The sequence below is a fragment of the Mangrovimonas futianensis genome (assembly GCF_021245805.1).
GTDB lineage: Bacteria > Bacteroidota > Bacteroidia > Flavobacteriales > Flavobacteriaceae > Mangrovimonas > Mangrovimonas futianensis.
On sequence record NZ_JAJJNF010000002.1, the window covers coordinates 124060 to 139827 of the forward strand.

At 36.6% G+C, this 15768-nt stretch carries 19 protein-coding genes; 12 read left to right on the top strand and 7 right to left on the bottom strand.

Annotated features, from left to right (window positions below; translation table 11 throughout):
* Positions 1-4: 4 nt before the first annotated feature.
* Positions 5-1348: an NADP-specific glutamate dehydrogenase gene (gdhA, locus tag LOK78_RS03310; protein WP_232633620.1), complete on the bottom strand. Its 1344-nt coding sequence runs from the start codon at positions 1346-1348 to the stop codon at positions 5-7.
* A gap of 210 nt (positions 1349-1558) precedes the next feature.
* On the opposite strand from gdhA, the gene LOK78_RS03315 reads away from it, so the two are divergent.
* A complete protein-coding gene (locus LOK78_RS03315; protein ID WP_053970956.1) occupies positions 1559-2368 on the top strand; it encodes a THC0290_0291 family protein in 810 nt (269 codons plus the stop codon).
* A gap of 66 nt (positions 2369-2434) precedes the next feature.
* Here the strand turns inward: LOK78_RS03315 and LOK78_RS03320 are convergent, their stop codons facing one another.
* Positions 2435-3574 (bottom strand): cystathionine gamma-synthase, encoded by a 1140-nt coding sequence (locus LOK78_RS03320; RefSeq protein ID WP_232633622.1) that lies wholly within the window; start codon positions 3572-3574, stop codon positions 2435-2437.
* 86 nt (positions 3575-3660) lie between these two features.
* Here LOK78_RS03320 and LOK78_RS03325 point away from each other — a divergent pair, with 86 nt between their 5' ends.
* Complete coding sequence (locus LOK78_RS03325) at positions 3661-4383, top strand: DUF3298 and DUF4163 domain-containing protein (protein WP_232633623.1); 723 nt, start codon at positions 3661-3663, stop codon at positions 4381-4383.
* 181 nt (positions 4384-4564) lie between these two features.
* Positions 4565-4804: a hypothetical protein gene (locus LOK78_RS03330; protein WP_232633625.1), complete on the top strand. Its 240-nt coding sequence runs from the start codon at positions 4565-4567 to the stop codon at positions 4802-4804.
* A gap of 10 nt (positions 4805-4814) precedes the next feature.
* On the opposite strand, the gene LOK78_RS03335 is transcribed toward LOK78_RS03330, so the two are convergent.
* Positions 4815-5279 carry a DinB family protein gene (locus LOK78_RS03335; RefSeq protein WP_232633627.1) on the bottom strand — a complete coding sequence of 155 codons (465 nt, stop codon included), beginning with the start codon at positions 5277-5279 and terminating at the stop codon, positions 4815-4817.
* 84 nt (positions 5280-5363) lie between these two features.
* Between LOK78_RS03335 and LOK78_RS03340 the strand changes: the two genes are divergently transcribed.
* Both LOK78_RS03340 and LOK78_RS03345 read left to right on the top strand, forming a co-directional pair.
* A complete protein-coding gene (locus LOK78_RS03340) occupies positions 5364-5717 on the top strand; it encodes an arsenate reductase family protein (protein ID WP_232633629.1) in 354 nt (117 codons plus the stop codon).
* Positions 5710-6618, top strand: a complete 909-nt coding sequence (locus LOK78_RS03345; RefSeq protein WP_053970952.1) for a DMT family transporter — start codon at positions 5710-5712, stop codon at positions 6616-6618. Before LOK78_RS03340 ends, LOK78_RS03345 begins: the two co-directional genes overlap by 8 nt.
* Here LOK78_RS03345 and LOK78_RS03350 read toward each other — a convergent pair.
* Positions 6605-7081 carry an acyl-CoA thioesterase gene (locus LOK78_RS03350; protein WP_232633640.1) on the bottom strand — a complete coding sequence of 159 codons (477 nt, stop codon included), beginning with the start codon at positions 7079-7081 and terminating at the stop codon, positions 6605-6607. The two genes, LOK78_RS03345 and LOK78_RS03350, sit on opposite strands and share 14 nt — an antisense overlap.
* Before the next feature lie 119 nt (positions 7082-7200).
* On the opposite strand from LOK78_RS03350, the gene LOK78_RS03355 reads away from it, so the two are divergent.
* The 7 genes from LOK78_RS03355 (at position 7201) to LOK78_RS03385 (ending at position 11593) form a co-directional block, all read left to right on the top strand.
* Complete coding sequence (locus tag LOK78_RS03355) at positions 7201-8058, top strand: YicC/YloC family endoribonuclease (RefSeq protein WP_053970950.1); 858 nt, start codon at positions 7201-7203, stop codon at positions 8056-8058.
* Positions 8055-8756, top strand: a complete 702-nt coding sequence (locus LOK78_RS03360; protein WP_232633641.1) for a hypothetical protein — start codon at positions 8055-8057, stop codon at positions 8754-8756. Before LOK78_RS03355 ends, LOK78_RS03360 begins: the two co-directional genes overlap by 4 nt.
* Positions 8749-9321, top strand: a complete 573-nt coding sequence (gmk, locus tag LOK78_RS03365; protein ID WP_053970948.1) for a guanylate kinase — start codon at positions 8749-8751, stop codon at positions 9319-9321. The genes LOK78_RS03360 and gmk overlap by 8 nt, the downstream gene beginning before the upstream one ends.
* 2 nt (positions 9322-9323) lie before the next feature.
* The gene (nadD, locus tag LOK78_RS03370; RefSeq protein WP_232633642.1) at positions 9324-9902 is read left to right on the top strand and encodes a nicotinate (nicotinamide) nucleotide adenylyltransferase; all 579 of its coding nucleotides are present in this window, start codon (positions 9324-9326) and stop codon (positions 9900-9902) included.
* A gap of 20 nt (positions 9903-9922) precedes the next feature.
* Positions 9923-10423: a hypothetical protein gene (locus LOK78_RS03375; protein WP_232633644.1), complete on the top strand. Its 501-nt coding sequence runs from the start codon at positions 9923-9925 to the stop codon at positions 10421-10423.
* A gap of 35 nt (positions 10424-10458) precedes the next feature.
* Entirely contained in the window at positions 10459-11043 is a 585-nt protein-coding gene (locus LOK78_RS03380; RefSeq protein WP_232633646.1) for a hypothetical protein, read from the top strand.
* A 112-nt stretch (positions 11044-11155) separates the two neighbouring features.
* Positions 11156-11593, top strand: coding sequence for an OsmC family protein (locus LOK78_RS03385; RefSeq protein ID WP_053970944.1), 438 nt, complete (start codon positions 11156-11158; stop codon positions 11591-11593).
* A gap of 55 nt (positions 11594-11648) precedes the next feature.
* Here LOK78_RS03385 and lysM read toward each other — a convergent pair whose 3' ends face one another.
* From lysM to LOK78_RS03400, 3 genes are all read right to left on the bottom strand, one after another.
* Entirely contained in the window at positions 11649-12134 is a 486-nt protein-coding gene (gene lysM / locus LOK78_RS03390) for a peptidoglycan-binding protein LysM (protein ID WP_232633647.1), read from the bottom strand.
* Positions 12135-12291: 157 nt separating this feature from the next.
* Complete coding sequence (locus tag LOK78_RS03395; RefSeq protein WP_232633649.1) at positions 12292-13230, bottom strand: nicotinic acid mononucleotide adenyltransferase; 939 nt, start codon at positions 13228-13230, stop codon at positions 12292-12294.
* A gap of 116 nt (positions 13231-13346) precedes the next feature.
* A complete protein-coding gene (locus tag LOK78_RS03400; RefSeq protein ID WP_232633651.1) occupies positions 13347-15539 on the bottom strand; it encodes a tetratricopeptide repeat protein in 2193 nt (730 codons plus the stop codon).
* Positions 15540-15768 lie beyond the last annotated feature (229 nt).

Genomic DNA, 15768 nt, shown 5'->3' on the forward strand with positions numbered 1-15768 from the left:
AAATTTAAACAATCCCTTGTGCTAACATAGCATCTGCTACCTTAACGAATCCAGCAATGTTTGCTCCTTTAACATAGTTAATATATCCATCATCTTCTTTACCATATTCGATACAAGACTTATGAATATCTTCCATGATTTCCTTTAATTTTTTATCAACTTCTTCTCTTGTCCAGTTATAACGTAATGAGTTTTGAGTCATCTCTAGACCAGAAGTAGCTACACCACCAGCATTTGATGCTTTTCCTGGAGCAAATAAAATTTTTGCCTTGTGGAAAACTTCAATCGCTTGTTTTGTTGATGGCATGTTTGCTCCTTCACTAACACAGAAACAACCATTATCTACTAAAGCCTTGGCGTCATCTCCATGCAGTTCATTTTGGGTAGCACATGGCAATGCTATGTCACAAGCCACTTTCCAAGGAGTTTCTCCTCTGAAAAACTTGGCATTTGGATAAGCATCAACATATTCATTAATACGACCTCGTTTAACGTTTTTCAAGTCCATAATGAACTTTAATTTTTCCGCATCAATACCCTCTTCGTCAAGGATATATCCAGAAGAATCAGACATGGTCAATACTTTCCCTCCTAATTGAAGAACCTTTTCAGCAGCAAATTGCGCCACATTTCCAGAACCTGATATAACCACCTTCTTACCTTCTACCTTATCTCCTTTTGTTTTAAGCATACTTTCTGCAAAGTATACCGTTCCATAACCTGTAGCTTCAGGTCTAATCAAAGATCCTCCCCAAGAAAGTCCTTTACCAGTTAAAACACCCGTAAATTCATTTCTCAATTTCTTATACATTCCGAATAAAAATCCAATTTCTCTCGATCCAACACCAATATCACCAGCAGGCACATCTGTACTTGCTCCAATGTGTCTAAACAACTCCGACATGAAAGCATGACAGAATCTCATGATTTCATTATCACTCTTTCCTTTAGGATCAAAATCACTTCCTCCTTTTCCACCTCCCATAGGCAGTGTAGTCAAACTGTTTTTGAATACTTGTTCAAAAGCCAAGAATTTCAAAATACTAAGGTTTACTGAAGGATGGAATCGCAATCCTCCTTTATATGGCCCAATGGCAGAGTTCATTTGAACTCGATATCCTCTATTTACTTGGATTTCTCCCTTATCATCTACCCAACAAACTCTAAAAGAAATGACTCTTTCAGGTTCCACCATTCTAAGTAAAATGTTTTTGCCATAATAAATATCGTGTTCAACAATGTAAGGAATAACCGTCTCGGCTACTTCCTCTACAGCTTGTAAGAATTCTGGCTCGTGAGAGTCTCTTTGCTTAACAAGGTCTAAAAAAGCTTCAATTTTGTTGTCCATTTTTGAAGATATCAAATAATATTAAGTTTAACGGGTGCAAATATACGTTATCTTAAATTTAAACGGTGATTTTTTTAAATTTTCACAATTTTTTAATGCAAATTTAAGGCATCTGTTATCTATATGGTTTTCAGTAAGTTTTTTAATTTGGTGGATACCAAGCATTTCATATATTTGTGAATCACTTATACTACTGACTTAACGCGAACTATGTCCTATAAGAGATTACCATTAGCCCTACTTTTCCTACTTTTCAGTGTTCAGGTTAGCTTTTCCCAGTTAGGCTTTTCGCATGAAATTGGAGCCATTATAGGTCCTGTTCAGTTCCGTTCAGATTACGGAATTAGAAATAACGAAGAAACCAACTTTGGAAATACGGGAATAGGAATTGGTATCATTCACTACATCAACTTTTCCTATAGTGCAGAGTGTAATTGTTATTCTACAGATACTTATTTCAATGATCATTTTAAGTTAAGAAGTGAAATTTCCTGGAATTACACACCCTTGGATCATTTTGGTACTTATGCCAATGCGCCGAGGTTAAAACCACATAAAGGTGAGGCTCAAAATTTTGATATCGGGATGCAATTGGAATACTTTCCTTTAAGCATTCGTTCCTTTCAAGCTTTTAGCTATCGGTTTGCACCTTTCGTCAGTTTGGGTATTCATTACGTGAATTACCACCCTGACTCCTGGACAACTTTTGGAACCGGAAATGTTATGGATCCTGCCAATATATATGGTGGGTTTGATTTAGATGATGATTTTGGATGGTGGGACGCTTCCGATCCTCCTGATTACTACCCTCTTAATTTAGACTCAGGCTCAACTTGGTCGCTTGTTACCAGTGTGGGTGTTAGATACAAACTTACCAAATTATCTGACTTAATGCTTGATATGCGCTGGCAGTATTATGGTAGTGATTGGATTGATGGCCTTAACCATAAATTGAGCTACAACAAATATAACGACTGGTTGCTCTGGTTGAACTTTGGTTATATTTACTATTTGGATTAAAAAAGTTATACATAAACAAAAAGAGCCACTATGATGTGGCTCTTTTTGTTTTATTACTTAACGCTTTTACCCTAAGGCCTGGTTCAAATCTTCTATCAAATCATCAGCATCTTCAATTCCCACACTTAGTCTAATCAAGGAATCGACCACTCCTGTTTTCTCACGCTCCTCTTTAGGGATACTAGCATGTGTCATACTTGCGGGATGACCAGCTAAGGATTCTACACCTCCCAAAGATTCAGCTAATGTAAATACTTTAAGGTTTTCTACTGTTTTAATGGCTTCTTCATAATTATTCCCCTTTGTGGTAAATGAAATCATTCCCCCAAAATCACTCATTTGGCTTTTGGCTACTTCATGATTAGGATGGGATTCAAATCCTGGCCAGTATACTTTTTCCACCTTTGGGTGACTTGCCAAAAACTCAGCAACCTTTTTCCCATTTTCACAATGACGCTGCATTCTAACATGAATGGTTTTGATACCTCTTAAAACCAAAAAGCTATCTTGTGGTCCACAAACAGCACCACTGGCATTTTGAACAAAATACAATCTATCTGCTAATTCTTCATCTTTAACGACCAAAGCACCCATTACCACATCACTATGTCCGCCCAAATACTTAGTTGCAGAATGCATAACGATATCTGCACCTAAATCTAAAGGCTGTTGAAGGTAAGGCGTAGCAAACGTATTATCTACAGCTAACAACAGCTTGTGCTTTTTGGCTATTTCAGAAACCCCTTTAATATCAATAATGTTCATCATGGGATTGGTAGGAGTTTCTACCCAAACCAATTTGGTGTTTTCATTGATATAATCTTCGATCTTTGATACATCCTGCATACCCACAAAATGAAACTTGATTCCGAAGTCTTGAAATATTTTGGTAAACAATCTGTAAGATCCTCCATATAAATCGTTGGTGGATATCACCTCATCTCCAGGCTTTAATAATTTCATAACGGCATCAATAGCAGCCAAACCCGAGCCAAAAGCTAATCCGTGAGTTCCATTTTCTATACTTGCCAAGGCATTCTCCAAAGCCTGTCTGGTTGGGTTATGTGTTCTGGAATATTCAAACCCTTTGTGTCCACCAGGCGTACTTTGGGCATAAGTTGATGTTTGGTAAATGGGAGGCATCACCGCGCCATAAGCTGGGTCATGTTTTTGTCCTCCATGTATGGTTTTTGTATTGAATTTCATGCTAAAAAATTTTGACAAAGTTAGGCTTTCTACCCATCTATTCAAATGCAAATGGCTATCTTTAAGATTGAATTTAACTACCTTTTATGAAATTCAAAGCCCTTACAATTGCCTTTCTTGTTATCCTTGTTTTTTCTTGTGAAAATGAGAATTCTTCAGTAGTCTTTTCGGAAATATCCGAATCTGTTGATGATCCCAGCTATGTGACTGTAAAAATACCTTTTGCTGAAGGTGATGATGAAGCCTCCTTACAAATTAATCAAACTTTAGAAACCTTTGTTTCTACCATACTTCATATTGGCGATCCTGATCAAGTCTACACCATGCCAGTTAAAGAAAGTATCTCAGATTTCAATAATGAATATGCTACTTTCATTACTGATTTTCCTGACTCTCCAATGAAATGGGAAGCCGACATAGAGGGTGAAATTAGCTATCAAAGCCCAACCTTGATTTGCATATCTGTAGATAGTTATGTCTTCACAGGTGGTGCACATGGCATGTCCTCCATCACTTTTTTCAATTTTGACCCACAAACCGGCATGCCTATGGAGCAAAACGATTTAATTTCAGACCAAGAGAATTTTACAAAAGTGGCCGAGGCTTATTTTCAAAAGGAAGTTGTAGAAACTGATAAAATCCTTTTTGAGGATACCAGTTTTGTCATGCCAGAAAATATGGGTTTTGATGACCAAGGAGTCATCTTCTTATACAACCCATACGAGATAGGTCCCTATGCAACAGGAATGATTGAATTTCGGATTCCCTATAAGGAACTTACAGACTTCATAATTCTGGATAACAAATAACCATTACAATTTACACAATGGACAGTTTTTGTAAAAAAGTCAAGTTTTGCCTTTTCTTGATATTATTTTGGATGTCAAATTTAAATGCTCAAAGCTTTGATTCATCCATTAATGGATTTGTGTTTTCCAAAAACACGGAAAAGTAATTTTAAAATTTAGGTCTGGTGCTAGCTCATTAAAATTGAATTCAGATAATTATGTGGCTGTGACTTTAGAGAATATTGATAAAAACACGACTAGTTTTATTGGGAAAAATATTAGATCCATTGATAGCAAGAACCTAACCAGGAGTCAAATGCTGTTAAAAATATTACCAACTGAAGAAAATATTAAAAATGATAAATTTGTTCTTTTGATGTCTTATAAGTCCGTTGAAAAATTTGAAATTTTCGAATTTCACCTTCCTGTAGATAAAGACTAGACATTAAAAATCAACTTTTTAACGCTCTCATCAAAGCCATGACATAGCCTGAATGCAGGCCTTCATGAAACAATATAAACCGAAGGGCATCATCAAGGGTTTTCAAAGTATTCCCCGTAGTTGAAACTGTGTATTCCTGAAAATTGGTAAAATGTCCATCTTTATAATCTTGTTCGGTTTTTTCTATAGTAGAAAACAACAAAGTCTTTAACTCATCTACAAACTCTTGGCTTACGCTTCCTTGCGGCTTTGTCCCTTTCATATAGGTTTGAATCATATCTACACTTACATTAGGCTCCAACCCACTTAACTTATACGCCAATAGCTGTTCGGTAACCACAACATGTGCAATATTCCAAACAATATTGTTATTAAACCCGTCAGGAATCTTGTTTAAATCTTCTAAGGATGTTTCATTCAATACCTTTTCAAAAAACAGTCTTGACTTAGGGAGTACCTCAAAAATAAAATCCATACCATTCATTTTTATAGTGCTAAAGATACTTGTTTGTTGACTAAAAGCCTTTATTTTGCAACGTTAAATTTTGAATGCTATCTCATGAAAAAAGTATATTTCCTTAAAACCTGCAATACGTGTTTAAGAATTATCAAAGATTTGAACCTGCCTTCAGACTTTATATATCAAGACATTAAAACAGAACCTATCACTGTAAAGCAAATTGAGGAGATGGCAGAACTTTCTGGAAGCTATGAAGCTCTTTTCAGCAAAAGGGCCAAATTGTACAAAGAGATGGACTTGAAAAATCAAGATTTAACTGAAAAGGATTACAAACATTATATTCTTGAACATTACACTTTTTTAAAACGTCCCGTGATCATTATCAATGACCAAATTTTTATTGGCAACACAGCTAAGGTTGTTGAACAAGCGAAGCAGGCCGTCAATGAATAAAATCAGAATCCTTTCCATTATTGCCGTGTTTATGGTCCAGGTAATTTATGGACTTACTTTCACCTTTGCCAATGATGTCATTGATGCAGGTCACGTGAGACCTTTTGGATTTATTCTTTTGAGAGTCCTAGGTGCCACATGCATGTTTTGGTTGTTGAGTCTATTTACACCTCGAGAGAAAATAGAATCCCAAGATTTTGTTCGGTTTATCGTGGCTGCTTTTTTTGGTCTGGTCTTAAACATGCTCACCTTTTTTAAAGGTCTGGAATACACAACACCCATTCACGCCTCTGTGATTATGACAGTTGTTCCTATTGTAGTATTGGTGTTTTCAAGCATCTTCCTAAAAGAGCGCATTACTTTGTTAAAGATGTTGGGAATTCTTTTGGGTTTTTCGGGAGCCATTATTTTATCAGTTTACGGCAGAAGCACCCAGTCTGGAGATGATATCATGCTAGGTAATTTTCTAGTTTTCATCAATGCCGTTTCCTATAGCATCTACCTCATCCTGCTAAAAAAACTTGCTACCAAATACCATCCGTTTACTTTTATAAGATGGTTGTTTCTCTTTGGAAGCATTATGGTTCTACCGTTTGGATATTCAGAGCTTGCTGCTGTAGAATGGCATCTATTCACACCCTATATCTGGTTATCAGTGCTCTTTGTGGTCATTGCAGCGACCTTTGGCACCTATCTTTTGAATCCTTTAGCGCTTCAGCATTTAAAGGCCTCAACAGTGAGTATCTTCTTATACATACAACCAGTTGTAGCGGGAATATTTGCAGTGATTATGGGAAGTGACCATGTTAATTCAGTCAAAATTGTGGCGTCAGTTCTTATTTTCTCTGGGGTTTATTTGGTTACCAGACGGCCCAAGCCAAAATTGACTACTCCAAATTAACCGGTGTCTTACTGTGTTTTCTGGTATCTTCCTTGGTAATGGTATGATAATGGGGAGCCTTGGGAAACTCGTGTGCGATATCCAACAACTCCTCAGGTAGGGAGGTTAATTTTCTAGTGCCTAAATCCATCCAGCCACCTAACATTTCACAGTGGGCTAGGTTTTCACCCTTTTGGTTATAGAAATTATGGTCAAACTTAAAGAATTTACCATCCTCGCTCAAACCAGATACTTGTAAACTCACCTTTATAGCTTGCCCCATAAAGGTTTCCTTAAAATAGTACATATGCTCATAAAACACGACGGGTCCCAAATTAAACTTAGCCAATTCCTTCATTGTAAATCCTTTTTCTATCAAAAAGGCCATACGGGTATGACTCATAAAATTGGTATAGGCGCTATTGGCCAAATGGCGGTTAGCATCTACATCACTCCAGCGTATTTCAAATTCTTTTACAAACATCTGTTTCAAATTTTAAAGCCGTAAAAATACCAAAAATATATTGTGCATGCATAATATAAATTCGTTGTTTTCTAAACCTTTGGATTTCCTTAACTTTGTACAACTTTAGATGATAGTTTATGATACATTCCATGACTGGATATGGTAAGACTGTGTTGCAGCTGCCTACAAAAAAAATTTCCATTGAAATTAAATCACTTAACAGCAAGAACCTTGATTTGAATGCCAGAATGCCTTCTGCATACAGGGAAAAGGAACTGGAACTCAGGAAAATGATTGCCCAAAAGTTAGAAAGAGGGAAAATTGATTTTTCAATCTATGTGGAACTGACTGGTGAAACTACCAGCACAACGGTAAACCTACCGGTTGTTAAGGAATACATTCATCAACTGAGAGAGGTAGTCAATGGTGACGAAACCGAACTTTTAAAAATGGCTGTTCGCTTCCCAGATGCCTTGAATACCGAACGTGACGAAATGGATGAGCAAGAATGGAAAACCATCTTAAAGGGTACCCAAGATGCCTTAAAGGCCATTGCTACCTATAGACTGGACGAAGGAAAAGCACTTGAAGCAGACTTTAAACAGCGCATCGCTAATATAGACCAACTTTTAACCGAAGTAATTGACATGGATCCCGAGAGGATTGAAGGTGTGCGCGAACGCTTAAGAAAAGGTATTGCCGACATCAAAGAGAAGGTTGATGAAAACCGTTTTGAGCAGGAATTGGTTTATTACATAGAGAAATTTGACATTAACGAAGAGAAAGTGCGCTTAAAAAACCACCTGGATTACTTTGTAAACTCTCTCAATTCTCAAGACTCCAATGGTAAAAAACTGGGATTCATTGCTCAGGAAATAGGTAGGGAAATCAATACCATAGGTTCTAAAAGCAACTATGCACCTATGCAAAAATTGGTAGTGCAAATGAAAGACGAACTTGAAAAGATAAAAGAGCAGTTACTAAACGTATTATGAGATTGTCTCGCATTCTTTTCATTGGATTTTTCATTTCTCTATTTATTATAACTTCCTGCGTCACTGTCGTCAGGAAAGCCATAGGATTTAAAAATCCAAAAGTAGAGAGTAAGGAAAGTGTTATGGCCTATTTAAATGAATCGGACCCGACACAACAAACTTACTTCATGAAGATTGATAAGGTAAAAGATAGTATTTCCATCTATAAGAATTTTATATTTGGGTTTAACTCTGACATCCTGCTTTTCAATCGTCAAACAGGTGAAAAGTATTGCTATCAAGGTAACGAAGAATGTTCTGGAGTTCAATTGACAAGTGCTTTTCAGGAATTTGAAACCAATTACAGTCCTTGGCCTTCTGATTCCCAGATTAACTTCAAGAACTTTTTAAGCAAATTGGAAAATGAAAAAGGAGAGCCGGTAGAACTATCATCGCTACCACAATCAGATTATTACATTTTTCAAACTTGGAATAAATATAGACAATCACAAAAGTACTTTGAAGAAGATTTGGAATGGCTATTGAATCTTAAAAAAGACTCAAATTTGTCTGTCTCCATTTTATTTTTAAACACAGACTTGCTAGATGATTGGGGACTTAAAAAAGGAAAGGAATTTCCAATAAAATTAAAAAAGAAAGGGAAATCGTTGAGCATGACAATTGGCAACCTCCCACTAGAATACGAACTATATGAATAAAGGAAAACTTATTGTATTCTCTGCCCCATCGGGCTCTGGAAAAACAACCATAGTAAGACACTTATTAGGCTTAGACAAACTGAACTTGGAGTTTTCTATTTCGGCTACCTCTAGAGAACCAAGAGGTACAGAAAAGGACGGTAAGGACTATTATTTTTTATCTGCTGAAGAATTTAAGAAAAAGATAAAAAATGAAGAGTTTCTGGAGTGGGAAGAAGTCTACCGCGATAATTTTTACGGCACTTTAAAATCTGAAGTTACGAGGATTTGGTCCCATGGAAAACACGTTATTTTTGACATAGATGTGTCTGGTGGTTTGCGAATCAAACGCAAATATCCCCAAGAAACCTTGGCCATATTTGTAAAGCCTCCCAGTATTGACGAGTTAAAAATAAGACTGAAGAAGAGAAAGACAGAAAGCGAAGACAAAATAAACATGCGGGTTGCCAAAGCCAGTGCTGAATTGGCCACAGCGCCTTTGTTTGATGTCATTATTGAAAATGACAATCTCGATAAAGCGCTACATGAGGCAGAGATGTTGGTAGAAAACTTCATCAATAACTAAGTATGAAAATAGGGTTGTATTTTGGAACCTTTAACCCCATACACGTGGGGCATTTGGTGATTGCCAACCACATGGCCGAGTTTAGCGATCTAGATCAGGTGTGGTTTGTGGTGACTCCCCACAGCCCTTTTAAGAAAAAAAGTACCCTGCTGGATAACCACCACCGCTTTGAAATGGTTTACAGGGCCACACAGGACTATCCCCACCTTAAACCTTCGGATATTGAGTTTCACTTGCCGCAGCCCAATTATACCATCAATACCTTAATCCACTTGGAGGAAAAATATCCCGATCACCATTTTTGTCTGATCATGGGCGAAGACAATTTAAAAGGGTTCCACAAATGGAAAAACTATGAGGTGATTTTGGAAAACTACCAAGTTTATGTGTACCCAAGAATCTCTGAGGGATACATAGAAACCCAATTCCACCAACACGACAAGGTGACGTTTATAGAGGCTCCAATCATGGAGATTTCGTCCACGTTTATCCGGAAGGCCATAAAAGATGGCAAGAACATAAGGCCCCTGTTGCCAGAACATGTTTGGAACTATGTGGATGAAATGAATTTTTATAGGTAGTATTCAAAAATTTAAACCTTTTGGAAGAAACAAATAAGCCAAGACTTTATTTTTTTATAAAAGCTCCTATCTTAATCATTGCCATCATTATATTTATACGTGATATCAATCAATTATTAGAGTACTATTATTCGATAGATGATCCAGGCGGAATTATTGGGTGTTTAAAAATAATATTTACCACTACCATTTTAAGGTCTTCTCTAATTTTGCTAATTCCCTTTATTGGAATTTTCTTGGATAATAAAATTGGTTGGTCACTTATTTTATCTACTTACTTTTTCTGGATTATACTATTCATTTATGCCATTTTCACTTCTAGTATTGATAGAGAAGGAAGTATTGTAATTATTTCAGGGATATTTATAGTATTACTAGTATGTATTGGATTAATGAATAGCAGAGAAAATTGTACTCTAGTCTATGGAATTGATAAAAGCGAGAAATTGAAAATGAATTTTCTCTCCTTACTAATCGCTCTAATTGGAATTTCAATAATTGTCGTTTTAAATTTAAATTAACCCCTCAATTTACTCATGTAGTAAAAGCCTAAGCCATGGGAGACATTATAAGATTTATTACCGACTTTATACGGATCGATCTCTTTGTTGGGTTTGGGTTTTATTCCATCCTCTACTTCCTTTTGAAAACTTTCATGAAGGATCAAACCTTCCTTCCCAAATTTGATAATAGCGCCGTACAATTAATCATTCACCTCGGATTTGTTTGGTTTGCTTTATGGTTACTTGACATTTGGATTTACTATTTGGAATTGCAAAATGTCATTGAAAAAGACGACTACTACAACAGGTTGACAGGAAAATATGCTTTCGCCATTTGGGCACAACCCATATTTTGGTTCTTACTTACCCAAGCATATCGAATAAAATTTATCAATAAATACTTAATTTTTCGAGTCATTATCAGCCTCTTGTTTGTTGTTACATTCGAGCGTTTCGTAATTCTTGTGACCTCACTGCATCGAGACTATCTTCCGAGTAGCTGGACGCTGAATAGTCCATTTGAAATGGAAACAGGGTATTTAATTGCCGGTTTATTAGGAAAAATCATAGTCGTTTTGACAATTATCTGTTTGTATCACTTTGGAATTGCAAGAATAAAAAAGAGGAATAGGACATAAAATATCTATGACCATACTATTTCATCTAAATCTAAACTTTAAAACTTCTTTAACTAGCATTGTCTACTCATTGCTTTAACTTTAGTGAATAACCATTAAACTAATACTAAAAATGAAGAGAAAAGCAAATGCCATTTGGAAAGGCAAAGGAATAGATGGAAGCGGATATTTGACAGGTCCAAGTCATGTTTTAAACAAAACCCCATACAGCACCAAAGCACGATTTGAGAATGAAGATGGAAAAGCAGGAACCAATCCTGAAGAATTGATTGCAGCAGCACATGCGGGATGCTTTGCCATGGCCCTAAGTTTTCAAATTCAGGAGGCTGGATTTGTCGCAGACGAACTGGATGTGGATGCCACCATTACCATGGAACAGCAAGATGAAGGTTATGCCTTTACACAAATTAATTTGGACCTAAAAGGTAAGGTACCCAATATGGACGAAAGTCAGTTTAAAGAACTAGCTGAAAAAGCCAAAGTAGGATGTCCTGTATCTAAGGCCTTAAAGGCGGTTCCCATTTCCTTGAGTGTTACTTTCAACTCCTAAAAATATTAAAGCCCAATCAAAATGATTGGGCTTTTTAGTTTATTTAAAAAGATCTCTAATCTAAAGCTGGGATACGTAACACTTGCCCTGGATAGATTAAATTGGCATCTTTCAGCATAGGTTTATTGGCCTCAAATATAACAGGGTATTTCATGGCATTCCCATAATATTCTTTAGCTATTTTACTTAGCGTATCTCCTTTTACAACTGTATAAAATTGAGCTTCTGGCTCTGGATTGGTGACTGTCATTTGATCGTCTACCACAGCAATACCATTGGTATTCCCCACTACAAGCACTACTTTTTCCTTTGTTTTTTGATCATAGGCCGCACCAGTAATGGTGGCAGTATCCCCAGAAATATCAATTTTTAAACCATCAACCTGAAGTGATAGGTCTTGAATGGTTTCCTCTAGTTGACTAGCGGCGGCTTCTTCAACCCTTTTTTTGGCTGCAGCAGCATCAGCGGCATCATCAACAGCTGGTTTACTTGTTCCAAATACCTTGGCTCCTGCCTCTTTTATAAATGAAAATAATCCCATAGTTTTAAAATTTAGTGTTAATGTTAGATACTAAATTCCTTAAATTTTAATCCAAATCCAATTAAAACCAGCTATTTAAACATTTATTTAACCTTTTATAATACACAAAACCCAGACCTGATGATCTGGGTTTTCAAATAATTATATGTATCAGCATTTAAACCCTTGAAGAAGTCCTTGGGTTGTCCTTCATTTTAGAGGTTCGTTTTCTTTGTTTAGGCTCTTTGGTCTGTTTGCCTTCTGCCGATTTCATATATTGAATGTACCCTCTTCCCTTAAATTCGTAAACGGTTCCTGATGCTGGGTGGTACAACTCAATGGTTTGATCATTAAGCACACTCAAATCAAAATATTCATTGGCAAAATAATCATAATCCAAGACAAGCTTTTTAAGGTACATGTTGTTGGAAACATCGCCTACTCCATAAACTCCAGTATAGTCCCAATACAAATAATTTGGGTTGGATCCCACAGGATCCTGAGAGCTTCTAAAAGTGCTATCGTTACCTCCAGCTAAAAACTGAAGAAAATTCTCGTTGTCAAATTCATTAATGGCACCATAGTTACTGGTATAAGTCTTTTCCCAAGCCTCATACTCCTGCAGAAAATAATGGATGTTATCATAGAAGATAAAATTGTAATCGAAATTGCTTCTTTGATACCCATTTAAAAAATAGGACGTGTCATTATTAGGGTTATACAATTCAATGGTATTGCTATCTATTTGGTAAACATCATATGTCTGAAAACCATCGATATCGTGATACACATCCAGAATCATCTGGTTGGTCTCATAATCCCCTACTGGTATTCCAAAGCCGTTACCCTGGCTTCCAAAGCCAACCAAATTGTTATTGGCAAACAAGACACCATTTCTAAATGATAAAGTAAATGCTATTTGTAAAAAAGGTGTTTCACCATACCCCACAGTTTGATTGATATCTACATACCAAAGCTCATAAGACCTCAACAACTGCTCTAAGGAAGTATTCTGTGAAGGACCTGGTTGATATTCTACAATAATCTCTTCATGATGGCAAGAAGTTGCAAACAACATCAAGAAGGCTGCAACAAAAAGTAGTTTTATTTTTTTCATAATCCTTCGCTTTTAAAAGTTCTACTCTTAAAAGAAACCAAATTACGTGCCAAAAAACCTTGCCGGAGATTCTAGAAGGCTATTTCAAGGTTGGTTTGATCTAAACCATGAACCCATTAATTGCTTTGTAATTGCCTGTAAAAGTTAGAATATTGCGGATTATTGGGATATAGACGCATGAGCTTTTCGGCAATGTTTAAAGCCTTGTTCATTTCCTTATATTTTGAATAATGAAATGCTAGGGCATACAATAAATCTGCATTGTTGGGATCCATTTTTAACCCTTTTATAAGCGTTGTTTCAGCATTTCCCTTATCTCCCTTTTGGTCATAAAGCAAGCTCAAATTGTAATACGTTCTAATGTTCTCTGGCATTTTTATAATCGCGGTATTCATCTCCCTTATGGCATCATCCGTTCTACCCAACTCAGCATACAAAAGCGCTAGTGAATAATAGGTAGGCCCGAAATCGGGCTCCCGTTCTGTAATGGCCCTAAATGTTTGTTCAGCCTTCTCATATGCTTGAACGTTGTAGTATAAATTGGCTAAGGTATATCTTAATCGGTTATCCAAATTATCTACTTCAATGGCTTTCTCATAATAGGAAATAGCTTCCTGAATGTTTCCCTTCTTAATATTGTAATTAGCCCTTTTGGCCAACCCGCCCACAAAATCTGAAGTCACATCTAGGTATCCAAAAAATTCTTCTTCCACCTTTTTATAGCTCTCTAAATATTCTGCAGGGACTTGTGACGCATCTAAGGTGGCCAAAGCATAAAACGCCTTAACCCTTACCGATCTTTTCTTATCATTCAACAACGGCAAGAAATAATTGGCATAGTCTGTATTATTGATGTTGCTCAACACATCTAACGTTGCCCCACGTACCATGGGTGAAGCATCATTCAACCAATTTAAATATTCTCTAATTAAAGGGTCCAACTCATAATGCCCTAAGGCTTTAACTGCCGAGGCACGCACCAATTCATTCTCAGAGGTGTCTTTAATCAAATCCAACAATCCATTTTCTGCATTAGCATGACCCAAAACACCTGGAATCAATTTGTCTGAAAAATGGATGGAATCCACTTCCCCATATAAATTTTGAAACTCTTTCCAAGCCCATTCGTTGTCCTTATCAGTATGGCAATCCACACAGGCATTTGGTGTTCCATATTTTAAACTCTGGTCAGGTCTAGGGACTCTAAAACTATGATCTCTTCTAAAATCATTTCCCATATAAAACCTTCCTGTCATATGGCAATTGATACATTTGGAACCTTCTGTATTGGTTTCGTGTTTGTGATGTAATGGCGAGTCATAAGTTGCCGGTGCATGACATTGGGCGCATAACATGTTACCTTCAAACTTCAACTCTAAGGAGTGTGAATTATGACAATTATTACATGCTATATTGTTTTTATACATTTTACTTTGGGTAAATGAGGCATAGACATAATCCTCATCCAAAATTTGGCCATCAGGGAAGTAGAAAGGCTCTTCCAACAATTGTGGAAAATAATGATCTAACATGGTTCCTTCATAATTAAAGGAATTGGTGAATTGTTCCCTTCTCATATGACATCTAGCACATTCATCAACCAACTGTTTTGGTGGCGTTGACAAAGTCATACGCATATTTCCTTTTGGTTTGTATTTGTCCCCCAGACGACTAGCCTCTTCAACGTGTTCTCTACCTGGTCCGTGACAAGCTTCACAGCTCACATTAATAAGGGCGTATTGGGTATTATAACTATCTGTTTGCAAATGATAATTCTTCTTCACATTGGTGGAATGACAATCCGAGCACATGGTGTTCCAATTAAGTCCCTTATTACTCCAATGCAACCATTCAGAATGCACTACTTTAAAGTCTGGATATAAATTAAACCATACTTCTTTTTCAGTATCCCAAGCCGTACTCAGGCATTGAAACTTCCCATTGGGAAACTGGACAATATATTGCTGTAAAGGCGTTACTCCAAAAGTGTAAATGATCTTGTAATCTTCATAAGTGCCTTCTGGGCCTTCGGTATTCACATAAAAATCACCGCCCTTTTTATAAAACCGTGAAGTGACCTCAAAACTCGTGAACTCTTCTCCTTCAAAAGGTGCCAAAACCGATGTGGCATTAGCCAACTCCATAGCCTTATCATGATGTGATCCTTGCCAGTCTGCATATTCTTTTTGATGACACGTTTTACAATTGCTGTCGCCAACAAACAAACTATCTGGAAGTTCTTTGGTTGATAAAAACACGGTATCTTCAGTAACTGGCTCATAAGTTGCTTTTTCTTTACAAGAATTCAATAGCAAAATAAAAGCAATGACGAATAGCTTAACTAGGGATGTTTTGAAGTTTAAATAAGTCAACTTATTGGATTGAAATGAATGAATTTGACCCTTTAAAAATACTTATTATAAACGATATACAAAGGATCAAAAGACAAATTACCAACTTATTTTTCAGCTAGAATAAGTTCTCCCAAAAACGCGTTCCATAATTACACCCAAACCCTCCTCCCATTAGAATATTCAT